General features: G+C 42.2%; 26 protein-coding genes and 1 riboswitch. Of the genes, 12 read left to right on the top strand and 14 right to left on the bottom strand.

The genetic code is table 11. The features are described 5' to 3' along the window. Positions 1-196: 196 nt before the first annotated feature. Positions 197-721: a DUF3087 family protein gene (locus AC3CID_RS16845; RefSeq protein WP_114635633.1), complete on the bottom strand. Its 525-nt coding sequence runs from the start codon at positions 719-721 to the stop codon at positions 197-199. 434 nt (positions 722-1,155) lie between these two features. Between AC3CID_RS16845 and trmY the strand changes: the two genes are divergently transcribed. Beyond that, positions 1,156-1,755 (top strand): tRNA (pseudouridine(54)-N(1))-methyltransferase TrmY, encoded by a 600-nt coding sequence (trmY, locus tag AC3CID_RS16840; protein WP_488527743.1) that lies wholly within the window; start codon positions 1,156-1,158, stop codon positions 1,753-1,755. Positions 1,756-1,857: 102 nt separating this feature from the next. Here trmY and AC3CID_RS16835 read toward each other — a convergent pair whose 3' ends face one another. Next, on the bottom strand, positions 1,858-2,958 hold the full coding sequence (locus AC3CID_RS16835) for a permease (RefSeq protein WP_488527742.1): 1,101 nt from the start codon (positions 2,956-2,958) through the stop codon (positions 1,858-1,860). Positions 2,959-3,190: 232 nt separating this feature from the next. Between AC3CID_RS16835 and AC3CID_RS16830 the strand changes: the two genes are divergently transcribed. Together AC3CID_RS16830 and sigZ are read left to right on the top strand one after the other, a co-directional pair. Further along, on the top strand, positions 3,191-3,487 hold the full coding sequence (locus AC3CID_RS16830; protein WP_004733042.1) for an ArsR/SmtB family transcription factor: 297 nt from the start codon (positions 3,191-3,193) through the stop codon (positions 3,485-3,487). Further along, a complete protein-coding gene (gene sigZ, locus AC3CID_RS16825; RefSeq protein WP_488527741.1) occupies positions 3,471-4,085 on the top strand; it encodes an RNA polymerase sigma factor SigZ in 615 nt (204 codons plus the stop codon). Before AC3CID_RS16830 ends, sigZ begins: the two co-directional genes overlap by 17 nt. Before the next feature lie 134 nt (positions 4,086-4,219). Here sigZ and AC3CID_RS16820 read toward each other — a convergent pair whose 3' ends face one another. Next, positions 4,220-4,834 carry a DUF6198 family protein gene (locus tag AC3CID_RS16820; protein WP_488527740.1) on the bottom strand — a complete coding sequence of 205 codons (615 nt, stop codon included), beginning with the start codon at positions 4,832-4,834 and terminating at the stop codon, positions 4,220-4,222. Between the two features lie 396 nt (positions 4,835-5,230). On the opposite strand from AC3CID_RS16820, the gene AC3CID_RS16815 reads away from it, so the two are divergent. The 4 genes from AC3CID_RS16815 (at position 5,231) to AC3CID_RS16800 (ending at position 8,059) form a co-directional block, all read left to right on the top strand. Then, positions 5,231-5,458 (top strand): hypothetical protein, encoded by a 228-nt coding sequence (locus AC3CID_RS16815; RefSeq protein ID WP_488528015.1) that lies wholly within the window; start codon positions 5,231-5,233, stop codon positions 5,456-5,458. Positions 5,459-5,473: 15 nt separating this feature from the next. After that, positions 5,474-6,679 (top strand): MFS transporter, encoded by a 1,206-nt coding sequence (locus tag AC3CID_RS16810; protein ID WP_488525527.1) that lies wholly within the window; start codon positions 5,474-5,476, stop codon positions 6,677-6,679. Between the two features lie 225 nt (positions 6,680-6,904). After that, positions 6,905-7,630, top strand: a complete 726-nt coding sequence (locus tag AC3CID_RS16805) for a sulfite exporter TauE/SafE family protein (protein WP_017075912.1) — start codon at positions 6,905-6,907, stop codon at positions 7,628-7,630. Positions 7,631-7,696: 66 nt separating this feature from the next. Beyond that, positions 7,697-8,059 carry an MmcQ/YjbR family DNA-binding protein gene (locus tag AC3CID_RS16800; protein WP_054546295.1) on the top strand — a complete coding sequence of 121 codons (363 nt, stop codon included), beginning with the start codon at positions 7,697-7,699 and terminating at the stop codon, positions 8,057-8,059. A 61-nt stretch (positions 8,060-8,120) separates the two neighbouring features. On the opposite strand, the gene AC3CID_RS16795 is transcribed toward AC3CID_RS16800, so the two are convergent. Then, positions 8,121-8,858 (bottom strand): phosphatase PAP2 family protein, encoded by a 738-nt coding sequence (locus AC3CID_RS16795; protein ID WP_488527739.1) that lies wholly within the window; start codon positions 8,856-8,858, stop codon positions 8,121-8,123. A 387-nt stretch (positions 8,859-9,245) separates the two neighbouring features. Continuing rightward, positions 9,246-9,396, top strand: a riboswitch (FMN riboswitch). A gap of 187 nt (positions 9,397-9,583) precedes the next feature. Here AC3CID_RS16795 and ribB point away from each other — a divergent pair. Further along, complete coding sequence (gene ribB, locus AC3CID_RS16790; protein WP_004733029.1) at positions 9,584-10,240, top strand: 3,4-dihydroxy-2-butanone-4-phosphate synthase; 657 nt, start codon at positions 9,584-9,586, stop codon at positions 10,238-10,240. 381 nt (positions 10,241-10,621) lie between these two features. Beyond that, positions 10,622-11,485: a hypothetical protein gene (locus AC3CID_RS16785; protein ID WP_171312095.1), complete on the top strand. Its 864-nt coding sequence runs from the start codon at positions 10,622-10,624 to the stop codon at positions 11,483-11,485. 121 nt (positions 11,486-11,606) lie between these two features. On the opposite strand, the gene AC3CID_RS16780 is transcribed toward AC3CID_RS16785, so the two are convergent. Continuing rightward, the gene (locus AC3CID_RS16780) at positions 11,607-12,503 is read right to left on the bottom strand and encodes a LysR family transcriptional regulator (protein ID WP_428786722.1); all 897 of its coding nucleotides are present in this window, start codon (positions 12,501-12,503) and stop codon (positions 11,607-11,609) included. Between the two features lie 162 nt (positions 12,504-12,665). Between AC3CID_RS16780 and AC3CID_RS16775 the strand changes: the two genes are divergently transcribed. Beyond that, on the top strand, positions 12,666-13,304 hold the full coding sequence (locus AC3CID_RS16775; protein WP_171312099.1) for an NAD(P)-dependent oxidoreductase: 639 nt from the start codon (positions 12,666-12,668) through the stop codon (positions 13,302-13,304). Between the two features lie 66 nt (positions 13,305-13,370). Here AC3CID_RS16775 and AC3CID_RS16770 read toward each other — a convergent pair whose 3' ends face one another. Together AC3CID_RS16770 and AC3CID_RS16765 are read right to left on the bottom strand one after the other, a co-directional pair. Continuing rightward, complete coding sequence (locus AC3CID_RS16770; protein ID WP_171331018.1) at positions 13,371-14,024, bottom strand: cupin domain-containing protein; 654 nt, start codon at positions 14,022-14,024, stop codon at positions 13,371-13,373. 134 nt (positions 14,025-14,158) lie between these two features. Next, positions 14,159-14,926, bottom strand: a complete 768-nt coding sequence (locus AC3CID_RS16765) for an SDR family NAD(P)-dependent oxidoreductase (protein ID WP_114635643.1) — start codon at positions 14,924-14,926, stop codon at positions 14,159-14,161. A gap of 105 nt (positions 14,927-15,031) precedes the next feature. Between AC3CID_RS16765 and AC3CID_RS16760 the strand changes: the two genes are divergently transcribed. Continuing rightward, positions 15,032-15,370 (top strand): winged helix-turn-helix transcriptional regulator, encoded by a 339-nt coding sequence (locus AC3CID_RS16760; RefSeq protein ID WP_004733017.1) that lies wholly within the window; start codon positions 15,032-15,034, stop codon positions 15,368-15,370. Between the two features lie 56 nt (positions 15,371-15,426). Here the strand turns inward: AC3CID_RS16760 and AC3CID_RS16755 are convergent, their stop codons facing one another. Continuing rightward, positions 15,427-16,332 (bottom strand): LysR family transcriptional regulator, encoded by a 906-nt coding sequence (locus AC3CID_RS16755; RefSeq protein ID WP_004733015.1) that lies wholly within the window; start codon positions 16,330-16,332, stop codon positions 15,427-15,429. A 250-nt stretch (positions 16,333-16,582) separates the two neighbouring features. Here AC3CID_RS16755 and AC3CID_RS16750 point away from each other — a divergent pair, with 250 nt between their 5' ends. Beyond that, positions 16,583-17,302 carry an SDR family oxidoreductase gene (locus tag AC3CID_RS16750; RefSeq protein ID WP_010433036.1) on the top strand — a complete coding sequence of 240 codons (720 nt, stop codon included), beginning with the start codon at positions 16,583-16,585 and terminating at the stop codon, positions 17,300-17,302. A 192-nt stretch (positions 17,303-17,494) separates the two neighbouring features. Here the strand turns inward: AC3CID_RS16750 and AC3CID_RS16745 are convergent, their stop codons facing one another. From AC3CID_RS16745 to AC3CID_RS16720, 6 genes are read right to left on the bottom strand one after another with little or no spacing between them, the layout of a single operon-like run. Next, a complete protein-coding gene (locus tag AC3CID_RS16745) occupies positions 17,495-17,947 on the bottom strand; it encodes an HIT family protein (protein ID WP_054546286.1) in 453 nt (150 codons plus the stop codon). Continuing rightward, a complete protein-coding gene (locus AC3CID_RS16740) occupies positions 17,940-19,514 on the bottom strand; it encodes an AMP-binding protein (protein ID WP_162808249.1) in 1,575 nt (524 codons plus the stop codon). The genes AC3CID_RS16745 and AC3CID_RS16740 overlap by 8 nt, the downstream gene beginning before the upstream one ends. Next, positions 19,501-21,549: an alpha/beta fold hydrolase gene (locus AC3CID_RS16735; RefSeq protein WP_114635646.1), complete on the bottom strand. Its 2,049-nt coding sequence runs from the start codon at positions 21,547-21,549 to the stop codon at positions 19,501-19,503. Before AC3CID_RS16735 ends, AC3CID_RS16740 begins: the two co-directional genes overlap by 14 nt. Then, positions 21,542-21,802: a hypothetical protein gene (locus AC3CID_RS16730; protein ID WP_032555445.1), complete on the bottom strand. Its 261-nt coding sequence runs from the start codon at positions 21,800-21,802 to the stop codon at positions 21,542-21,544. The genes AC3CID_RS16735 and AC3CID_RS16730 overlap by 8 nt, the downstream gene beginning before the upstream one ends. After that, positions 21,799-22,659, bottom strand: coding sequence for a diiron oxygenase (locus tag AC3CID_RS16725; RefSeq protein WP_488527738.1), 861 nt, complete (start codon positions 22,657-22,659; stop codon positions 21,799-21,801). The genes AC3CID_RS16730 and AC3CID_RS16725 overlap by 4 nt, the downstream gene beginning before the upstream one ends. A 26-nt stretch (positions 22,660-22,685) precedes the next feature. Continuing rightward, positions 22,686-24,359: an AMP-binding protein gene (locus AC3CID_RS16720; RefSeq protein ID WP_237298899.1), complete on the bottom strand. Its 1,674-nt coding sequence runs from the start codon at positions 24,357-24,359 to the stop codon at positions 22,686-22,688. Between the last annotated feature and the right edge of the window lie 535 nt (positions 24,360-24,894).

Raw genomic sequence — 24,894 nt, 5'->3', positions numbered from 1 at the left:
TTTCGAACTTTCCGTCTTACTGATTACCGCTGAAGCCTTGTGGCGTCTGCCGTGTCAGTGAGGCGGCATTATAGAGATCATCGTAAACATGGCAACCCATTTTTTGATAAAAATTCAAAAAAGTTGCTTAAGCGTCTACTTTTACGTCAAAACCCTCTTTCATAGGCCAAAGTTAATACAATCAAGAGCATATAACTTAGAATTTTGCGACTAGATCTTTCGAGAATGCCTCTATATCCAGTTCGATACTCCACTTTTCACTTAGCTCCACTATGTTATCTAGCGATTGCTGAACCGTTTTTATCGTCAATGTATTATTATCTAGGTCGTATACCTGTTTTTGCGTAGTGTAATAGAAGTAAAGGATCGTTAATGCTTGTCGATCGCCTTGCTCAGCTTTTGGTTGAATACGTTTAAGCTTACGATAGATTTGATTGTGAACTTGTTTAAGGTTCCACACATAAAGTGCTTCTTTAAAGTAATCATGCCCCTTCACACGACTCGCAATAAACCCATTCAAGGCGACTGATAAAATCACCCCGAGTACATTCAAATGGAAATTACCTGTCGCTTCCCCAGTAACGGATCCAGCTGAACCAAAAAGTTCAATCAGAATGCTACCGAATACGATAGCAAACAAGGCGAGTGACCCAACCAATGAAACCAACAGCAGGTTCATCTTCTTTCTATATTCTTCTTTATTAATCTTCTGTAACTTCATCGACTACTTCCTTATATATAATACCAATCGTAGTAAATAACTGTTCATCCTAGCTGGTTAAAACGCTCAATAACTGCGTTAGAAATTTTGATTGTAGAATAACTACTTATCGAAACTCTTTGTCGAATAGAGCCGCCTTGTTTTCAAGCCTTTTTCCTGCACTATTTATGATCACTTACTTACTGTGATTGGTATAAGTCACCTAATAATTTGCGCATACTATCTATGTAAACCTTGCTTCGCTTCAACCTTTACCATCTTGTAATGTGGTCACTCTCTATTTAATACGTAGAGTTCTTCTGGTCAGTACTATACATAACTCCATTTGACTTCATTAATAGAAAAGAGTTACATACCGCCATAATTTTGGTTATTCATCAATTCATGTTGATAAAGTCTGTTTCGCTTTATCACATACTGACAAGGTACATTCCATGCGTTCATTTGTATTACGCGCTCGCGCAGCCCCTACAGAGAGCAAACTTATCTTAGAAGGTGTTGGGCAAGATGCTCATACTGAGATTCTGGCTCATACTCTAATGAACACGATCTTCGTTGCTCAATCTCATCGTAAGAATGTCACCGTGCACCTTGTGCTAGAAAGTACTAAAGACTTTTCACGTACCATTACATTCGATTCAAACGAGATCACCAACATTGGTGGCTTTCATGAATCGGCATTGTTATCAGCGGTAGTAAGAGCGGTTGACGCTTCTCAGGGTATGACAAAAGAACAGACACGTCAGGTTGAAGCTGGCATCACTGTTCGTACAATGAGCTTTGAAAAATTAGTTAAAGAACTGGCTGAAGACCATCAGCTGTACATGATGGATAAGAAAGGCGATTTTATCCGTGATGCCGAGATTGCGGAAAACCCATGTTTCCTTCTAACTGACCATATCCCTATGCCGAAGAAAAGCTACAACAGCTTGAAGCGTTTAGGGACAGAGAAAATCAGCTTAGGTCCAAACATGTTGTTTGCTTCTCAGTGTGTAGTGTTGATCAACAATGAGCTTGATATTCGCGGTTTCTAACCTCCTAGCTAATTATCTAAACAAAAAAAGAGCTCACTTAGTTGAGCTCTTTTGCTTATTTACCTCTCAGTATCGATGGTGTTATCTCGAAATCAGGCCTGATTAACCAAAGATGAAGCTGTATAGGAAGCCTGCACCCATCGCCATGCTTAGGATAACGAATAGGAATGCTGCAATCATTTGATTCTTAAAGATTGATTTAAGCAGGATAACTTCCGTTAAACTTGCGCCTGCACTACCAATGATCAATGCCATTACTGAACCCAACGCCATACCTTTTTGTACTAAAGCTGCACTTAGTGGGATTACCGCTTCAGCACGAATGTACAGTGGAATACCAATCACAGCCGCTACAGGAATCGCATACCACATACCTTCACCAGCGTACTGTGCAATTAGGTCTGTAGGAATGAAACCGTAGATGAATGAACCAATCGCGATACCCATCATTAGGTAAGGGAAAACTTGTTTGAAGTCTTTCCAAGTTGAGAACCAAATTCTCATCCAACGGCTAGGCTCTTTCTTCTCTACGATTTCAGCCGTTGCGCTTCCATCCGTTGAGCAGCATGAAACCGTGACTTGTGGCTCTTCTTTTTTCGAATCGCAGCAAGATGTCTCTTTAGCCATTACAGGTGCAGGTTCACCACATGCACTTGTACCACATGAAGATTCTGCCTTCGCTGGCGCTGCTTTCTTAGGAGCAGAATCATCACAGCTAGTCCCACAGCTTGAAGAAGAACCTGTCGATTCATACGCTTCAGGTTTTACGTAACGCTCAAAGCCAAGCTTCTCAAGTGCGTAACCTGCGACTACCGATACCGTCATTGCTACTAAGAAGTAGAACACAGCCACTTGCCAGCCGAACGTAATCACGAACAAGCCAATGATCACCGGGTTCAAGAGTGGGCTACCGAATAGGAACACCATCATTGGACCAAAACCGGCTCTTGCACGCAGTAATCCTTTTAGGAAAGGAATCGTCGAACATGAACAGAAAGGCGTAATCGCACCCAATAGTGCAGCAACCACATAGCCCTTACCGTTACGTGAGCTCAAGATAGATTGAATCTTTTCTGGCGTAAGAAACTCTTGCAGAATCCCAACAATGTAGCTGATCGCCAAAAAAAGGATGATTAGCTCTACTGCTAAGAAAGCGAACATATCAAGTGCGTCTTTTAGCATTGTTAACATTTCATTGCTCATAATAACTCCAAACTGGATTTAAGGCGGGACTCTATGAGGAAAGTAACCAACCCTTAATTTCGAATATTTTCGAATTATAGAAATACTTCGTAACAGATCAAGATTTATTTCGATAAAAATCGAATTGATTTTTAAAAGGAAGAATTTTCAATAAGTTATAGAATCACTATTTTTACATTTGTATTCGGACTACATTTCGACTAATATCGAAATTAAATCTTGAGGAGTTAATATGAACTTAGAAGTCGTTGCGAAAGCACTTAAAGAGTTGGGTCACCCTATTCGCCTAACTATTTATAAGAGTGTCGTTAAAGCTGGCTACCAAGGCATTGCGGTTGGCGGCCTACAAGAAGAGCTCGGAATTCCGGGGTCTACCCTTTCTCACCACATATCAAGCTTGGCATCGGCAGGACTAATCAGCCAAAGACGAGAAGGAAGAACGTTATTCTGCGTGGCGGAGTATGAATGTCTAGAAGGCGTGATTGATTTCTTACAAGACGAGTGTTGCGTAAATGAACAATGCAACTAATGCACCTTTGAACGGAGCACCTTTGAATAGGGCATCTTTGGACTTAGAACAGGTTTGGGCTGAGTATCAGCAAGCGTTAAAGTCATTCTTGCATTCTAAGGTCAGCAACACCGCCGATGTAGACGACTTGCTTCAAGAGATTTTGATTAAGACTTATCAAAACCTAGACAAAGTCCAAGATACAAGCAGCGTAAAATCGTGGCTATTCCAATTAGCCAATCACACTATTATCGACTTCTATCGTAAGCATGCTAGACAACAACGTGACAGCCAAATTGATGCTGAAGATCTATGGTTCACCGATTTAGACCATAACTCCGAGTTCAAACAGAAACTTTCATTATGTATTGAACCCTTTATTCAGGCGCTACCTGAACAAAGTTCATCATTGCTGCTTGCGGTCGACATCAAAGGCCATAGCCAAAAAGAGATCGCAGAAGCTCAAAACATCAGCTACTCGACCGTTAAGTCTCGTGTTCAGAAAAGTCGCGGGGATCTTAAAAACCTGTTTGAAGAGTGTTGTAACCTGTCACTTGATCAACAAGGCAATGTGATTGACTGCGAGCTCAAGCCAGACAACGATTGCAGCAACTGCTAATGGCTACATCGAAATAGTTATTGAAATGAACAAAGCCAGCAATTGATGCTGGCTTTGTTGTTTTTAGAATCTGCAAATCACTTGCTTAAGCGAATCTAATACTTGGGCGAACCTAGCTACTCTGCTTCCACTTACTACGCTGCTTCCGCTTTTACGACCGGTTGATAGCGCCCCGGTTTATGGTTCATCGCTAGAATCAAGTTGGTGACTATCGCACCAAGCACAGACAGTAGAACCAGTGACACGTCAACAATAAACAGTGAAAGCACTACAATCGTACAGTCTAACGCCATCTGAACCTTGCCCGCTCGAAGACCAAAACGTTCTTGTAAGAATAACGCCAAAATGTTGAAGCCACCCAAACTCATCTTATGACGGAAGATCACCAACATGCCGGTACCAATCAAGCCACCACCGATTAAAGCTGCATACAGTGCATGAATTTCGGCAATCTGAATCACGTGATACAAATGGTCCACAGCGAACGAAACAATCGAAACCGCGATAAAGGTATTGATGGTAAAACGCCAGCCCATACGAGCAACCGACAAAATATAGAAAGGTAAGTTGAGCGCGAAGAACACTTGACCAAAACTTAGGTCTGTTACTTTGGTAATGAAGATCGCTAGACCAGCAGTGCCTCCGGTGAGCAAACCGACTTGATTGAAAAAGATAACGCCAAGTGAAACCAGTGCGCTACCTAAGAGCAGTGCCAGTAAGTTTTCGCGAAGATTATGATCTTTATCCATGTGAATGACTCTCCCTGAATCTTTGAACATCGCGTTTCAGTAGTTTTGAAACGATTTACGCCCAAATTTACGATGTTTGACAGATAAGTCGAGTGAACGGCTAATGTTGCTTAGTGATTAGTTTGTATATTAGTTTTTACAGTTTTGTGAAATCTTCAATTAAACAGATAGTTAAAAACCTGCAGTCAGGCTCTCATTATTAATTGCATGCTTCTATCGCTGAATGAGTGAACTTCGAGTTTTCCTCTTTATTGGTCACGTTTCGCCCTAATTCTAACGATGCTTAAATCTATGCATAAAACGCATAGACTAAATCACAAAAGGTCATTTGATACATACACTACTCGTCATTATGATGCGCGACTTCTTACAACATTGAGCGCATGTAAACACCTTATGTTTTCACAATCTCTTTTTGCCCAACTGGCCAGAATGACGCTATTCCTCGTCATTAGTTTGGTTATTGTTCATCACAGTCAGCCATTGATTGATCTCTCGGCTCAGCATGCCGTGAGCAGTGGATGCCACCAGCAGTCAGCGCATGAGCATTCTGGACACGAACATCACCATGAGATGACTGACCAACACATGTCAGCGCAAGACCACTCACATCACCACCATTAATTTAAGAGTATTAGAATGAGCATTTTCCGTTTTCCTTTACTGGTATGGCTTGGGATCGGCACACTTATTATCAGTCTAGGGATCAGACAATCATTCGGCATTTTCATGATGCCAATTTCAGAGCATTTCGGCACGGGGCGAGAGTTTTTCAGCTTCGCTATTGCTCTACAAAACCTGCTGTTCGGTGTGTTCCAACCTTTTGTGGGTATGGCCGCAGACAAATGGGGAGCAAGACGCATCATTATTGCTGGCGCATGTGCTTACGGTTTGGGTTTACTTCTTACCTCAATTTCTACCGAATCAAGCATGCTTTACGTTTCATTGGGTGCACTCGTTGGCCTTGGATTGAGTGCGACAAGCTATGTGATCGTGTTAGGTGCAGTAGCAAAAGTAGTACCTGCAGAGCACGCGGCTAAGGCATTTGGTTTAACCACAGCAGCAGGTTCGTTTGGCATGTTCGCTGTGATTCCAGGCGCACAATACATGTTGAACGAATTCGACTGGCAAAGTGCGATGCAAGTATTTGGCGTGCTTTGTTGTTTCATGATCTCTTTTGCCCTGTTTATGCGAGCGCCGAAGTCGGCAACCAATAAACAAGTAGAAGACACTCAGACACTAAAAGAAGCGCTGTCTGAAGCATTTGCGAACAAAAGTTATTGGTTAATTCACGCAGGCTTCTTCGTGTGTGGTTTCCACGTGATGTTCATTGCGACGCACTTACCGAGTTACTTAGCCGACAAAAACCTACCCGCGAGCAGTGCAGCAATGGCATTGGCTTATGTGGGTATTTTCAACATCTTCGGGTCTTATTTCTGGGGTGTGATGGGCGATAAGTTCAGCAAGCGTCATGTAATGTCGGCACTGTACTTAGTTCGTACTGTAGTTATTGGTGCGTTTGTGACTCTTCCAGTAACTGAATCAACGGCTGCTATCTTTGGTGCGGCGATTGGTTTCTGTTGGTTAGGAACGGTACCACTCACCTCTGGACTAGTTCGTCAGATCTTCGGTGCGCGTTACCTATCTACTCTGTACGGTTTGGTGTTCTTTACTCACCAAGTGGGTAGTTTCTTAGGCGCTTGGGTTGGTGGTCGTATTTACGATTACTACGGATCTTACGAGCCAATCTGGTGGTCAACAGTGATACTGGCATTTACGGCTGCGCTTATCCACTTACCAATTAATGACAAGCCTATTGAACGCCTGAAATTGGCAATGGCTTAACGTTTAACGCTGACTCCCCCATCAGCTAAAAACCAACAGTCATTCCAATAAAGAGAGTGAGTATTGAAGGATAACATCCTGAGGTATTCGCTCTCTTTTTCGTTGCCCGTTATATCGACAATAATAAAGGTCGATATTTGCATAAACCTCACTGAATAATAAGACTATTCTTTTCGTTTTAATTTATAGTATTCGTTAGCTCCTTTAAAATTAATCCGCAGGCTTATGGAATACATAGATCAGACAGTACTTATCGCGATGGCACTCATTTTTGTCGGCTCGTTTGTGCAAACCGCAATCGGCTTTGGCTTGGCTATTGTGGCAGCCCCACTGCTGTTTTTAGTCTCACCTGACTACGTACCCGCGCCTATCTGTCTCGTTGGCCTGTTCATTTCTATATTCAATGCGTTTAAACACCGAGCAAACATTTCTATCGGCGGATTAAAAATTGCACTGCTTGGACGCATTCCGGGGTCGATTGCAGGTGGTGCTTTGTTAGTGATGGTTTCAACGAGCGTGTTGTCTCTGTGGTTAGGCTTATTAGTGGTATTTGCGGTGATTGTCAGCTTGCTGCCGTTTAGGTTAGAGCCAACACCGACCAAGATGGGCATTGCTGGATTCTTCTCAGGATTCTTTGGCACCAGTTCAGGTATTGGTGGTCCACCAATGGCGTTACTACTTCAGCACCAAGATGCCAATCAACTTCGTGGTAACCTTTCTGCGTTTTTCGTGTTTAGTTCTATCATTTCATTACTGGTACAGATCCCAATTGGCTTCTTCACGATGCACCATTTGATTATCACAATCCCGTTGCTTCCTGCGGCTTGGTTGGGTTACAAAGTGGCGTTAATGACCACGCAAAGCATTCCAAAAGAGAAGATACGTATCGGTTCTTTATTGTTATGTTCTATCAGTGGCTTTACTGCTATCTGGCAGGGCTTAGCTGGCTAGTTCATAACGAAAACGCTGATAAATAAGCACAGTTCCAACACACCCATCTATTGAAAGGACACTCCTATGACATACGACGAGTTCAATGCATTCTGCGAGTCACTACCTGCCACCAGCTATGTGATGCAGTGGAATAACTCTCACGTTTGGAAAGTAGGTGGGAAGGTGTTTGCGATTGGTGGTTGGGGGCCTAACGACGAGCCTGCGTTTATCTTTAAGGCATCCGATCAGAACTTCGACTTTCTGAAAGAGGAACTGGGCTATAAACCCGCGCCCTACTTTGCTTCGCGCGGAATGAAGTGGATTCAGCTTTTTGAAAGCACATCAGAAAGGGATGAGGAGCTGAGATACTACCTCACTGAATCACACCGAATTGTTTCATTAGGGCTAACCAAAAAGAAACAAGCAGAACTAGGGCTCAATCAATAACGTTTATCACGTATTGCTAATCTGAGCCCTCTTTCGGAATGAGGAAGGATCCCTAAGAAGTCTATTTCAAAAATGCAGGTAAATAGCGTTCTATTTTTTGCTCTGAGATAAGCGGCACCAATAAATAGATAAGACCTGCAAAAGCGATAGATCCGGCTAAGTCTTCTGGGCGATGCATGCCAAGCCAAACTCGGCTGTAAGCGACACCACCAGCCCAAACCAGTAAACCACCTATCAAATAAAAACGCTTCGCTTCTAAAAACAATCCACCGAAGAACGCCAAACACACACCGACGAAAATCATGTGTCCAGATGGGAAAGAATAGTCAGTCTCACCCAACCAGTGGCGCGTTCGCCACTCACTCACCTTATCTTGCACAGATGCAATCGCTGCGTTCTTTTCTACCAGTGGCAGTTCATAAAACACTTCTGGCATTTCGACAACTTCTTGCGTCACCAAATACTCAGAATAAGGTCGAGGGCTTTCTGTTGAATGCTTTAAGAAGGTTTTCGCTGCAAAGCTAAGAACCAACAACAGGCCAAGCTGCAGACACAGGCTGACTAGCTTAGCTTTGGAAAACTTCATCGTGAGCAATGCCAGAGACAAAACAGCTAGCGTTACCAAGAATCCTTGATTGCCTGCTGAGTACGTCACGAACGTCATGAAGGCACCATAGAAAGGCAAAACCGCACTTCCAAGGTCAAAGTTCGATCCAAAGATCAAAAAAGGTACGAGAGAATACAAACTTAGAACGAGAAGTAATAAGCCTTGGGATTTGTTAGAGAACAGAGAAGTCATGGCTAAGATCTTTTAGGTAAAGTGTCCGGATGCTATCGCAGCTTAGCAGCGCTAATATCAATTTTATGTCAAAACGGTCAGTAAGACGTCATGGTGTAACAATATTGAATTATTAAGCCACGTTAGCATTCATTTGATAAACATTTGCTTTATCAACGATATGAATTGGACACACACTCATGTTCATAGACACATGAAAACCCTTTCAAACATCAAAAATCTACGCACAACTGTGTATGCAAACCAAGTGATGCCTGTTTAGTTGATAAAATGAGCACTTACCGCATTCAAAGAGCAGAATCTAAAAAACTTTGCTGTCAGTCCTTTAAATCCACTATTGAAAGGATTACCATCTGGTCTGCTTTCAAAGCAAAACAAATTATTAATTTTTATTCTCAGGGCGGGGCGAAATTCCCCACCGGCGGTATGTCCTTAGCAAAATCTAAAGATAAGCCCGCGAGCGCTCGATTCGTCGAGGTCAGCAGATCTGGTGAGATGCCAGAGCCGACGGTCATAGTCCGGATGAGAGAGAATGAAAACACACTCGTTTAAGTTGGAAAGGCATGCCCGCGTGAGCTGGGTTCATACCACTAACTTAGACGGGTGCATTTCGTTTTGGATAAAACCATAATGAGCTAAAGCCTCTTGTAATGAGTTAGCTTTGTCGTGCTCGGTTGAGATCCCTCATACAGCCCTGATTCTGGTGATATTTTAGGAGTTTAACCATGAATCAGTCTTCATTACTTGCCGAATTTGGCGAACCAATCACTCGCGTTGAAAACGCACTGCAAGCTCTACGCGAAGGTCGTGGCGTACTTTTACTTGACGATGAAGATCGCGAGAACGAAGGCGACATCATCTACTCAGTAGAACACCTAACCAATGCTCAGATGGCGCTTATGATCCGCGAATGCAGCGGCATTGTGTGCCTGTGTCTAACCGACGAGCAAGCAAATCAACTTGAACTTCCACCTATGGTTGTTGATAACAACAGCGCAAACCAAACTGCGTTTACCGTAACTATCGAAGCAAAAGTTGGTGTAACAACAGGTGTTTCTGCCGCTGACCGTGTCACGACGATCAAGACAGCTGCAAACCCAACAGCTAAACCTACTGACCTTGCTCGCCCTGGCCACGTATTCCCACTGCGTGCTCGCAAAGGTGGTGTACTTGCACGCCGCGGTCACACAGAAGGCACTGTGGATCTTATGCAAATGGCAGGTCTTCAATCGGCAGGCGTACTGTGTGAAGTAACCAATCCAGACGGCACGATGGCAAAAGCGCCAGAGATCGTTGCTTTCGGTAAAATGCACAACATGCCAGTACTGACCATTGAAGATATGGTGATGTACCGCACTGAGTTCGACCTTAAGCTTGCGTAACGTTTAATCGTCAGTGTCCCGCGCTGGCGATAATTGGATCGCTAGTAAATATTGAAAGGCCTCACTTTTTAATGCTGTTTCTAGTTAATAGCATTAAAGAATGAGGCCTTTTTAATTTCCGTACTTTGAGACGAGCTAGAGATTGACCGCCGAAGTGTCCCTACCTATCGAAACCTCCCCAGCCTAATCACAAGAAAAGCGTAACCTCTCAAAAAATCCTGCAAAATATGAGAAACATTCACTCGAATGGTGAAGTCATGCACCATCATTGATCACCCATAAATAAAGAAAAAACATAAACCACTGAAATATAACACTTATTGATTTTGGCACGGTGTCTGCACTACCACTAAGTAGGTATGCACATATTAGGAGTTAAATATGTTTGTAATTATTTCAGTTGGTTTATCCATAGCAGTACTTGCTGCCCTATTTCATTTTTCCAAAAAGAGACAAACGGCGCTATCACATAGGTTTGAAACCTTAGTTCTACTCAGAGAACTATTGCTGCTATCACGCAAACATCGCGCCGCAACGCATTATGCTCTTGGTTATAAGCTGTCTAGCGACTCGATTCGCAAAGTGAATGAGATTTACGACAACATACTTGAGGTGTCTGAACTGCTTCAATCTCATGTGTCGTTTGATAGCCGTCCTATGTATCGCATCTACCATCTAAAACTCATCGCAATGCACAGCGATTGGCAAAACCGTAGCTTGGTGCGTAACCAATCTATTCACGGTAAAACCATTCGCCACAGCATGTTCTTGATGGATGAAGTCATGATCATCTGGCTGATCCAATCTGAACGAGAAGACATGAGTAGCGAATACCATATGAATTGGCAACAGATCTTAGACTGCATGGAGATCTTGACCAAGCTTAGAATGTCTATCCCTGGAATAGAAAAGGCGGATATGGAGAAGCCAGAAGAGTATGCGAGATTCAAATTCTACGCCTCTCAGACACACAGAAAACTTAACCAATTATCAATTATCTGCCCTATAAGCAGTGGATCACCCATTTGTACACGTGCGATGCATGCACTCACCGAGATCGCATCAAGTACCGAAGCAACTCAACCGGCAGATAGCATGTACGAATTAACAAGTGATATATCAACCGTCGTTTCAAAAGTATACGACCAAGTATTGACGGACATTACCAGAAGCTTGTATCGACCTTTACCTGACATTAACGAAAAGGCGATAGACACCCGATTATCCGTACATCATTACATGTAAAGACTTCGTGAGAGGAGAGCGTGCTGGAACTCTGAATTATTGAGTTCAAATCCGATATCACCTTTGATATCGGATTTTTGTACTTATATGTTTATGCCTTGTGTACTTAAGATATATAACCTCAAACACCCTCAGACTTAATATCACTAGACCAAGCTTCCGCTGCAAAATCAATAAACTGACGAACAATAGGAAGCTGATAACTGCGAGATAGATACACCGCCCAAAGCACACTGCTCGGTGAAACAAAGTCTTCCAAAACCCGTTTCAACTTACCATTGGCAATCAATGGATTCGCTAAGTCACACGGTAATCGCACGATCCCTTTGCCATGCTGTGCGGCGCGGGTTAACACCCCAACATCATTGGCTTTAATGGTGCCAGACACCTCAACCGAATAATATTGGTTATCTTTCACGAAATCCCACTTCGTCACACTCAGATGGCGAAAGCAATTATGTTGTCGAAGTTCTTCAATCGTTTTAGGTTCACCGTGCTTGTCTAGATAAGCAGCAGATGCACACACAACGGAATCGATTTCCATTAGCTTTCTAGCAATTAAGCTTTCATCAGGTTGATCGGTATATCGAAGTGCAATATCTATCCTCTCATCCACCAACTGAGTAAAACGATCCGAAGCAAAGAGTTCTACCGTAATATTTGGATGACGCTCAGTGAACTGCTCGACCACATCCAATAACATGTTTTGAGTTAACCCAATCGGCGCTGCGATTCGAATTGTCCCGGAAAGATCATCGGTTTGATTAAGCGCAGTAACCTCTAGCTCTGCGGTCTCATGGAGTATTTTTTCACAGCGTTGTAATGCGATTTCCCCTGCCGCCGTCAAACTCACCTTTCGAGTTGTTCTATGCAAAAGTCTTTGTTTTAGCCACGCTTCGATCTCTTGAACGTGGCGCGACACTTGTAATCGACTCATGTCCAAATGCTCTGCCGCTTGCGTAAAACTGGCACAATTTGCCACTTCGACAAAGCTGCGCATCGCCGTCAACCTATCCATCGCACTCTCCTTGAGCTGTTTAGCAGCTAACCGAATCTTATTAGATCGCTATATAGATACAATCTACATCATTTTGCGATATTTATCGCAACCCAGTAAGCTATTAGACTGCAATGGCTGTCGAGAAAACGACTCAATAAATTCGATAATTGGAGAGACATTATGAAAATTGCAGTATTAGGTGCATCAGGTTGGATTGGTAGTCACATCGCTCAAGAAGCTCAATCTCGTGGTCACGACGTGGTTGCTGTAGTAAGAGATGCAAGCAAAGTAGAAACCAAAGGTGTTGAAGTTCGTTCATTTGATTTACAAGATGAAGCAGCAAGCCTTGCAACCGCGCTATCCGGCGTTGATGCAGTAATTACTTCGATTGGCGGACGTGCTCTGGGTAATCACGACATCGTAAAAAATACTGCGACTAAATTGTTAGCCGCATTACCAAGCCTTGGTATCGAGCGCCTACTTTGGGTTGGCGGTGCAGGCTCATTAGAAGTGGCGCCAAACGTACCGTTAGTTACCGTTCCGGACTTTCCAGCAGAGCATAAAAACGAAGCGCTAGCACAAGGTGAAGCTCTTGAAGTGTTCAAACAGTCTGATAGCCAGGTTAACTGGACGTTCATTAGCCCAGCGGCAGAAATCTTCCCGGGTGAGAAACTGTCAACCTACCGCACAGGCGGCGACCAATTACTCACCGACGAAGCTGGCAACAGCAAAATATCCGTCAGCGATTACGCTATCGCGATGATTGATGAACTAGAAGCAGGCAAGTTCCCACGCCAACGTATTGGTGTCGCTTACTAGTTAGCTCATATGTAAGCCGCTTGTTCAAAACAATGCGGCTTTCTCATCTTTATATTGAGCATTCCTTTAACCCAATGGCAGGTGACCTGTTTTCACGAGGATAACGGTCTCTTCTTCCACATATGGAAAATGCTCGCTCATATGAGGGCTGCGCATCCATGTGTGTTTTGGATACTCGCCATGTTCATCTTTAAAGGTACCGGACAACACAAAGATCTCTTCACCGCCAAAGTGACGATGCGGCTGAAAACGTTCGCCAACTGGCCACTTAACTAAAGCGACATGCTCGTGTTCGAATTCATGCAGTGGCATCACTTGTAAACCGCCGATACCTGCAAGCCATTCCGTTTCTAGAGTATTGATGCGAACTTGAGTTAAGTCTCCCTCATCAAACTGATTAAGCTTAACCAAAATCGTGCAGCCATTTTTGCTTGATGGAGAGTGCGCGCTGCCCGGCGGATTACGGATATAAGTGCCTGCAGGGAAGTCTCCTGTTTCATCAGAAAATATACCGTCTAACACGAAGATCTCTTCGCCTTGCGGATGCGGGTGCTCAGAAAACGAAGATTCAGGATCGTACTTCACCACACTGGTCGTGTGGCCCGATTCTTTCTCTTCTCTTTCTAGCGGCTTACGCCATACCCCTTTGGCAGGGCTTGCAATCCAGTCTAATGATTCGGTTTCAATAACCAGCTTTTTTGAAAAGTCCATGTTGAACATAATGGCGACCTTACTCTTGTTATCGTTTTAATTATTATTGTTGTCTTTCTAGTTTCTATTCTACGCGAATACTCATCAAGGAGGCCATCTCGCCGCTATTTTCCTGCGCGACAGCCTTCTGAAAAGAATCCTAATTAATTGCGGCCAGCAATCACACCGCCATCAACATCCCAGATTGCACCTGTTACCCAATCTGCACTGTCTGACAATAAGAAAGAGATGCTATTAGCGATGTCTTTCGGCAAACCTACTCGACCAATAGGGTGGAACGCGTTGAAGCCTTCTAACGCTTGATCCACTTCTTCCGGCTTAATGAAAGATTCGTAAATTGGCGTTTTAACCACAGCCGGGGACACCGCATTCACACGAATGTTATGCTCAGCCAGTTCCATTGCCATGTGTTGTGTTAATGCGTGCAAACCAGCTTTAGCCATTGAATAGGCAGAAGATGGCGTCGCTTTGATTGCTTGCTTACCCCACATAGAACCAACGTTAACCACATTGCCACCGCCGTTCTTGATCATCAATTTGCTTATCGCTTGAGTGATGAAGAAGGTTGCTTTATTCAGCTGCATATATTGCTCGTAATCAGATTCTTGGTGCTCAATAAACGCTTTAGGGTTGAAATAACCTGCAGCATTAACAAGGTAACCAATACCTTCATCTAACGACTCAAGGTGTTCGATAAGGCGAGACACACTCGCACCATCATAAAGGTTAGCTTGCCAACCAGAAGCGGGGCCTAGTGATTGAAGTTCTGACACCGCTTTATCTAACTTAGTTGGGTTATTGCCGACAACCAACACATGGATGTTTTGAGCGACTAATTGCTTCGCTGTTTCAAAGCCCATACCGCTTGTGCCACCGATTACTACTGCAATACCATTTTTAGTGAAGTTCATTTTGTTATCTCCTAAGTCATGTGAACGTGGTAATCTTAGGCTTTGAACTAACACTATGAATAGTAAGTACAAATCGGTTAGGTAGGTACTTATTGGTACATCTTTATGAAAAATCAGGAAAACTTTTTTTCAAGAAAATCGGCACCAGAGCGCTCAGCTCGCATGGTAGAAACCATCTACGGCTGTAAATGGTCGCTAACGGTTTACCAATTATTGGCAAACGGCATTAATCGCCCCGGTGAAATGGTGCGCTCGGTTGAAGGGTTATCGACCAAGGTATTGAATGAATGCTTGAAGCGAAATGTGGAGTTTGGGATTTTAGATAAGCAGATGTTCAACGAACTGCCACCAAGAGTTGAGTACCAAGTGACGCCGTTCGGCGAGAAGTTCTTGTTGATTCTAGACCAGCTGGAAAACCTACAAAACGAAATCGACGAGATGTAAGCCCAAGCCAGCCCAACTATTGCCAAAAAACGCAAGGCGTAAAAAGTACGCACTATTTAGCTCACTGGCATTTGCTCAAAGCGACCTTTTACAAAATCAATAAAGGTTCGAATTCGGCTCGGTTGATAGCGGTCTCGATGGTAGATCGCTGAAAAGTCGACCTTAGGCACCACCCATTCTTCAAATACTTGCAGCAGTTGCCCGTCGTTCAGTTCTTGCAAGCAATAGATGGTTGGTACACGAATAATTCCGTTGCCCGACTTCGCGCCCTGCACCAACACTCGCCCATTTTTACATTGCAGCCTACCTGTCACATGCACATCGACCGTTTTCTTGGTGTCATCTAGCGCTTGAAAGCTCCACTTGCGAACAGAGCCCGTTAAGCAATCATGGTGGATCAGATCTTTGGGGTGACTAGGCTTTCCTTTACGAGCAAAGTACTCTGGGCTCGCGAGTGTTCCCATCTCGATGTCTAATAGCTTTCTTGCGATAAAGCCCGCGTCTTCTAAGCTTCCCATGCGAAAAGCGATATCAAACGCGTCTTCAATCAGGTCGACTCGGTTACTACTGAAATCAAGGCTAATACTGATGTCTGGGTAAAGCTGCATAAACTCATTGACCAGATCCGCGATGATCACCTCACCAAGATAACCCCCGACACAATTTACTTTTATGTCGCCACGCACTTCTTCGACATCGTCCACAGCAGCAATCAACGCTTGGTCTATATTATCTAAGGCTTGTTCGCATCTCGCGTATAGATCTTGCCCTGCGTGCGTCAATCTCAAGGTTCGAGTAGTGCGGATAAACAATGTCACTCCCATCTGTTTTTCTAGGCTACTTACTTGGCGTGATACGTGGGAACGAGACACATCAAGCTCCTCCGCTGCTTTAGTGAAGTTACCTAAACGAGCGATAAGCACGAAAGAGCGAATATCTGACAGATTAATTTGATTGAGCATGGTCGCCAGCTTACTTGTGAAATTAAAAAGTGATGAAGCTATAGAGTTATGACGCTATAAATCTATAAAGTGAACATCTTTATTGTTGCACTACAGCAACAGTGTTTCAAGTAAAGCGCTATATATCAACAATGCTATTTTCCTTAATATACCTCCATCGCAACGAAACAAGGCAACAAGCACTTGATTCGAATGCATTTAAACAGCACGTCGTAGCCAACCGACGCAATAAAAGTACAGAGGAAATAAAATGAAAAAACTAATCGTAATTACAGGTGCAAGCTCTGGTATTGGTGAAGCAATCGCTCGTCGTCTAAGCGATGAAGGTCACCCTCTGCTACTTTTAGCTCGTCGTGTTGACCGCCTTGAAGCGCTGAACCTACCAAACTCACTATCAGTGAAAGTAGACGTAACAGACAAAGCGTCTTTTGATGCAGCAATCGCACAAGGTGAAGCGAAATTTGGCCCTGTAGACGCGCTTATCAACAACGCCGGTGCAATGCTTCTTGGTCAAATCGATACTCAAGACGCTCAAGAGTGGAAGACAATGTTCGACGTGAACGTAATTGGTCTTCTAAACGGCATGCAATCTGTACTTGCTCCGATGATGGAACGTAATACAGGTACTATCATCAACATCAGCTCTATCGCAGGTAAGAAAACATTCCCAAGCCACGCAGCTTACTGTGGTACTAAATTCGCGGTACACGCTATTTCTGAGAACGTTCGTGAAGAAGTGGCTGCTTCAAATGTTCGTGTTACGACTATCGCACCGGGCGCTGTAGAAACTGAGCTTCTGTCGCACACTACCTCTCAAGAGATCAAAGACGGTTACGATTCTTGGAAAGAAGACATGGGCGGCGTACTGGCAGCTGACGATATTGCTCGCGCGGTATCATTCGCTTACCAGCAACCACAGAACGTTTGTATCCGTGAAATTGCTCTAGCGCCAACTAAGCAACAGCCATAGGCTTTACGCAATAACAAACATCACGTCATAATTGACATTGAATAAAGAAGGGACCTGTAACTAGAAATAGATTGCAGATCCCTTCTTTATTTGCTGCTTGTTCGCTGAAAACACGTTTTTGTATCTCTATCAGAACTGCTCTCTACCCTGTCTCTATCATTGCGTTTCGCTTGATACAAACAGTCGTCGACTTCAAAAATGACTTTTCAGTTTTTGAGACACTTTTAGCAAGCGCCTTTTTGAAACGGTCGGGTTAATAAACCTTGTAAGTAATCGCCAGTAAAAATTAATGTTGTCCCATTTCCGTCGTGGAATTAAGTGAATATGAGCATGAGGAATATGCTGTCCTGAATATGTTCCATTGTTTACCACCAATGTATAATCATTGACATCATCAAATGCCTCGATAACTCTCAGCCCCAACTTCTTAGCGAACAAGAACAACTCCTTGTATTCATCATCATTTAGCTCTTCAAGATGAGAAACGTGACTTCTACTGAGAATAAGTAAGTGACCTTCCGTTATCGGATGTATGTCAAGTACAGCTATCAAACAGTTAGACTTCGCAATGAGGAAATGAGCAGATTGATCACGATTAATCTGACAAAAAATACATGATTGAGTAGCGTTAAAAACTTTATTCATTGGCTTTCAACATCTCCATAATGGCTCTACGATCTAACTTTCCACTACTGTTTGTAGGAATCTTATCTAAAAAAACGATGGTATCGGGCACCATATATGTAGGTAGCGACGAACGACAAAGTTCAACTAGATCCTCTGCACTAAAGCCAAGCTCGTTATGACACAAAGTTAAACCAGTACACACCTTTTCTCCATAAGGGTACGGAACGACTACGATCCTATCTGAAGCAGTAAAACGACGAATCAATGATTCAATTTCTTGTATCTCTATGCGATAGCCTCTGAGCTTAACTTGATGATCGACACGTCCATGAAAGTACATTACGCCACTAGAGTCATAGCTCGCCAAATCTCCGGTCTTATAAAGCCGTTGAACAACGCTATCATTCCATGGTGACCATTCTATAAAAACTTGGTTTGTTTTATCACTATCTGTCCAGTACCCGTCTACAACCTGAGGGCCAGTCAAATAAAGTTGCCCCACTTCACCAAACTCGGCAGGGAGCAGCTCATCATTCAAAATAACGCAGCGGTTTTGGCCAAAAGGCTTTCCAATTGGGACTATTGGATGCGCTGCTTCATCGTCTCTATTAACCCTAAACAAAGTAAACGCAATTGTTGCTTCTGTTGGCCCATACAGGTTGTCCAATGTTGAGTTTTCAGCCAAACAACTCCAGTCTTCAACAACACTGTCCGTTAAAGCCTCACCGCAAAAAAGACTATGTTTCAACGTTGGCATCTTTTCAAACTGAAAACGTTCTCCCATTGCCTGCTTCGCAAATGTCACCATTGATGGCGTGGAAAACCAGACTGTTAACTTGTGGGTGTTAACAAACTTAGTCGGAAGCAATTTATCAAACTCAGTGGCTGCATATAGGCACCCACCAGTGGTCAAACATACAAAAATGTCATGAACCGATAGATCAAACGTAAAATCGAAAAACTGACTATGTCTATCTAGATGATCGAAGTTGTACAGTGAAGTAATGCCATCTAAATAACTAAGTAAGTTCTGCTCATTAACTGGTACGCCTTTTGGTAATCCTGTACTACCTGAAGTGAACATTAGATAAACATAAGAACTCTGCAAATTATCAAACTTTTGTTCATTGCAACCTGAAGTAAGATCACTACGCCTAGAACCTATTTTGAAAATCTTATCCTCATGGATATCTATCGCTAAATCATATGAACGAATAATTTTCAGCTTCCTATCACACAAAGGTAATAGAGACTCTAGTAAGTCAATGCTTTCTTCATCGACTAATAAAGTACTGCATCCGCTCGTACGAATAATCGAGGCAATTTTTTCAACAGGAAATGTATTGTTGAGAGGAATGTAAGTTATTTTAGATAACGTGCAAGCAAGTATAGAAGCATAACCGTCAAACGATTTTCCAACCAATAGTAGAGCATTGGGTTGCTCTAGCTGGAGTAAAGATCGCGCCAACTGACTGGCGCGATCTTCAAGCTGCTCATAGGTATATGTTACATTTTTTACCCATAATGCAGGTCGTTCTCGGTGTGCTTGAAAAGCTTGCTTAAGTCGAAGACTAAGCTGGAACACCTTCTTGCTCCTTTTTAAATTGCGCGATAAATTGGATGATCGACTCCGCAAGCGAGCTGTCATAATAATGAGCAAAATGACCACTATCTTCTAACATTAACAATCGACCATTACTCAAAGACCTCGACAGCTCAACAGCAGATTCAGGATGTGTGATTTCATCGTTCTGACAACCAACAACTAACATTGGTTGATGAGCATCACTTGTATATGCATCGTCTCGTTCATTAAATAAGTTGTTCATCATATTGGCATATCGGTACAACGTTTCACTGTTTTGATAAGGTAGGCTTGTCATTGCCATTAATCTCGGGTCAGTGCTACTTATTACCGAATTGATTGCTCTTTTATCGTCAGCATCTCCTTGGATGTTTCCGTATATCAACTGACAATATAGTTCTGCATTTCTTCTAGACGAGCTAATTTTGGGGAGAAGACTCTTCAAACTTTGTTCGAATTCACTTACTGGTAACTTCCTTTTCTGCAATGAAATCCCTCCATTTAAGAGTACTGCTGAAGAAAAACGAGAAGGAAATGCACTCAAGGCTCGCAGTGTAACTTGGACACCACTGCTCCAACCTATCATTGAAGCTTGTTTAACGTCGAAGGAATCGAGTAGGCTTATCGCATCCCTTGCATGCGTTAATGAGTGACACTTTTCTAATTCAAAACCTTGAGTAATTCCAGGCACCCAACGGGTATCCCAAGTGACAACGTGATAATCTCGCGACAAGCGAGAGGCTAGAGGTTGCATAAAATCAACTGGCATCCCATATGCGTTAGCAATAATGAGCGTCTCTTTTTTAGGTGACCCCATTGTGTATACAGTTAGTAAGTTACCATCCCAAGTCTTTACTTGATGACGTTCAAACGAATCATCGCTACCTTCAAGAACAAGTTCTTCTTGAAACATACGAATATAGTTATCCATAACATTTAGTGACATTGGCTTATGATGAGGCAATGAACGTTCAAAAGATTTCAACGTGCCATAATACCCTTCATAGAACTCTGTTCTTCCATCAAACATTGATTCAAGTGTTGTCGTTTCACTATCTCTAGAATCAACAATGTCAATACAGTCAGTCCCTATGTGTTGTTCACATTGTTGAATTACGTCAAAGACCCTTAAGTTTGAGGGGTTTACAGAATGATAAATAGGTTGTGAACCAAAGTTAATCGACCGTAGATATAGTAAGTCTGCTACTACCTGATCGACAGGAATAAAATTGCCAACAGCTTCGGGATCGCCTACGAGTCGAATTTTATGGTTTAACTGAGATAACGTTGATTTGATCTGATACATCTCATTAAAAAATCCATACAAACCAAATCGAGTTCCTCCACTGCGCTGAGTCAATACTGGCCCCAAAACAATGGAAGGTCTAACTATCGTGGAAGCAATCCCCATAGATGCAGTATATTGTGAAACTAACTTTTCCGCATAGCACTTACTCTGTTCGTAATAGTTAGTAAATTCTGTATCCTCGCTATGCAGTTGCTCCTTTATTGACCCGCTAGTTTTACCTGCGGTATATGCTGTTGATATATAAATAAATCGCTTAACTTTCAACTTTTCTGAAACATCCAGTAAGTTTTGAGTACCTATTAAGTTTGTCGCATCAATTTTATTTTGGTCTTCCCAACGATAAGATAAACTTGCTGCAAAATGCCATATTTCGGTTATATTTTCTTGTTGTAACTGTATTATCTGCTTTTGACTGAGTCCTAATCCTTGTGACTTGAGGTCTCCTCGAACACACACGAGCTTCCGCTCTAACTCATCTTCTGGGATATCCGGCAGATCATAACTTTGAGCACAGGATTTCAAGTTATTTTTAATACGCGAAAGTGCCTCTTGCTCAGAATCGCCTCTGGATAGAACAAATATTTTTCCCGGAGTATGTAACTTCCAGTAAAGGTAGTTACCTCCTAGAAAACCCGTCGCTCCAGTTATAAAAATAGATTCTTGACTATCATAAAGAGGTTGTTTAATAAGTTCGAGTAAATTGATCTGTTGGCTTTTATTAGACATATTGATTTTCATCCTCAAAGAAGTGTTTTTTTACCGAAGCTAGGGTTTTTACTTTATCATGAAGAGTTTCATCGACTTCAATAATCAAGCCTGTTGACTGTTCAAGAACCATTAAGAACTCAACAAAAACAAGAGAATCTACGATCTTGTTTTTAATTAAATCAATATCGTGTTCAATTGGTGAATTTAATTTTGTTCGTTTTTGTAACCATTCACACAACTCCAAGAATCCTTTTTCCATTTTATTACTCATTGATAAGCTTCCTCCAAAGGTATACCGCACCTGATGAGCAATCGAGTGACATGTTTCAATAATTTTTCTCGATGGAATTCGATGCGCATTGGATTATTCATTAGTTCAGTTCTCAGTGCCAGTGGTTCTAATATCCCAGCATCACGATATGCAGATGTGTTATAGAGTGCTCCAATATTAATATCTATCGATGTTTGTAGCTGCTTCGCTAACATTTGAGGGCTTCCCTCACTTTCAAGCGCCGCAGGAGCCAAGTATTCAAGAAGTTGACGACCGTATGCTATATGTCTTGATTCGTCTTTGTAGTGCTCTTCATTTATTTCTCTTACAAAAGGGTGAACACGCTCATCTTTAGCATTAACAATATTATAGTGGTGGCCAATCTCTTCAAAAATCAATATTCTCGCGAATATTAAAAACTGTTCTTCAGAAGGAGTTAATACTGGATTTTCCAATTGAAGCTTTCTATTAGGATAAACAGTATTGGTATAGTCTTTACAAAACTTATGGAAATACCACATATGCTGGTTTTCTTCATCAATCAAATGAAAAAGATATTCTCTAGCATCTTTTAGTGTAACTTTATTCAGTATCCGGCTTACCTCATGTATCAACTCCAACTCTCCGGTATAATTGAGGCTAAAAGTATTCACGCACTCCCATTTAGATAATTTTTTAAGTTGTTCTTCAGAAAAAGTTTCGAATTTTTCAGTAAGGCTAACACTTAAAACATCAGGAGATTGCCACCATGAGTCCTCTTCAATATGTTGGGGCCAATTAAAAAAACCAAATGCATAGTTGTGCTTATTCACAGACAACTTAGATAAGTTGTCTGTCCTTCTTAATAGCTGTGACATTGTTAGTTCCGTCTAATTTAGATTATTTATGCGCTTGCAGACACTCGTTTAGAGTAAGCAGTGTTAGAAGACTTATCTTTCTCTGTTAATTTACTTTCAATGATGACCTCATAAGGTAAATTCAAGTTAAGTAAGTGTTCATAACGCTCTTCAATTTTATCCCTTTTGAGCTTTAATGTAGGCGTTAGCAAGCCATTCTCAATACTCCAGGGCAGCTCAACTAAAATCAGGTGATCTAGCCGCTCATGAGCTTCTAATTCTCTGTTTACTTTCCTTAAAGTAGCTTTAAGTTCTTTTCGTACATGCGCAGCGGTACTAGGTGTGCCTTCGCCTAAAACAATTAATGCAATCGGTTGTTTTCTACCAATTCCCATAACACACACTTGTTCAATATCTGGATTCCTACCTAAGCTGCTTTCAATGGGTACAGGTGAAACGTATTTTCCTTTACTCGTCTTAAACTGTTCTTTTACTCGTCCAATAATTCGCCACGAGCCATTAGCATTGAGCTCGGCTTTATCACCCGTCTTAAACCAACCCTCTTCAAAAGCGGCTTTGGTGGCTTCTTCATTTGCGTAATATCCCGAGAAGACAGCATCCCCTTTGATCAGAACTTCACCTTCTTCAGATAATTTCATTTCGACACACGGTTGAGGCGTTCCAATTGTTCCAAGGTGCTCGAAATCAAAAGGGACATTGCTACACGATAGGCCTGACGTTTCTGTCATCCCCCAACCTTCACCGATACTAATACCGATCTTATGGAACCACAGAAGCACTTCTGGGGAAATAGGTGCACTACCAGACCCAAATAAAACCGTGTCTTGAAGTCCTAGATTTTCACGTATTTTACGCGCAACAATTTGGCCAATAATCGGGATTTTTAGTAGTAGCTGTAAACGATTATTTGGCATCTTCGCCAAGATTTTAGACTGGAACTTAGTCCATAGTCTTGGTACTGAGAGGAAAGCAGTTGGGCGAGCATATTTAACATCTTCAATGAAGGTATCAATTGATTCAGTAAAAAACACTTCAGCTGGATTATAAATCGATGGAAGTTCAACCACACAACGCTCAGTGATATGAGCTAATGGCAGATAAGACATAACGCGAGTTTCCCCCGGTTGAAAAAATATCTCACTGCCAGATGTTGCTGACGACGCAACGTTTAAATAACTAAGTTCAACTCCCTTTGCCAAACCAGTGCTACCAGAGGTGTAGATGATCGAAAACGTATCGTTAAGGCTGGGGATGTTAATATTTTCAAGTGGCGTTAACATCGGCAACCAAGCACGCCAATCAAGCTTGCAATCAACTTTAGCACTAGGCATTGCTATGGTAAGTAATGAATCAGGTAAAGCTTTGCTGAGCTCTTTGGAATCATCAAGCTTGCCGATAAACATCGCTTTAGCGCCACTATGTTCCAACACGTACTTTATGTTGTCTGAACTTGCTGTTGGGTAAATCGGGACACTAATCAGACCAGCCATCATTATTGCTAAGTCACATATGTACCACTCAGCCGAATTTTTAGCGATGATGGAGACTTTGTCCCCCTCGACTAGTCCATTGTCAACTAAACCTTTTGCGACTTTCCGTGCCGCGATATCTGCCTCACACCATGTATAAGTATGCCACTTACGATCAACAGGTTGATGAAGCCACACTTTGTCAGGGTGCTTTTTAACATTAGCTTTCAACTGTTCTAACGGCGTACAGTAAGTTGTCATAGTTTAACTTTCCTTAGTTATTAAACGGTTTCAGACCTTAAATTCAACAACGCTACAGCACTTCGATAAATTTAAGCTCCCTAAAAAAGGTGTAAATTTAACCACCACCTGGTCAGACCACGTTAATTTTTATTAACATTTAAGCAACAAATACTTATCATCTAGTTATTAAACTGAGATATGAGACAGCAACACTTAGCCCGACAAATGATTGTTTTATAAATTAGAAAGGTCATTTACAAAATGGTGAGGTAACTTCGGAGTACATTTGTTGCCCGAATATATTACTGTTAATTCAACAACCGTAAGCGCTAAATCTATAGGGTGCCTATTTTTATCAACACGTCTGTCGTATATCACGGTAGTCTTTGCAATCGTGAACTTACCTATGATGAATTAACTTAATCTCCCCCATTTAACTGATGGGGAAACAGTTGAAATCGACGTTTACCTACTTCTTTAAAAGTGTGTCATTGAATAGATGTCGTTTGACAAACATATTTAT

The organism is Vibrio sp. QJM3NY_21 (assembly GCF_057785975.1).
The sequence above is the reverse complement of the archived record's forward strand: the minus strand, read 5'-3'. Positions and strand labels throughout refer to the sequence as shown.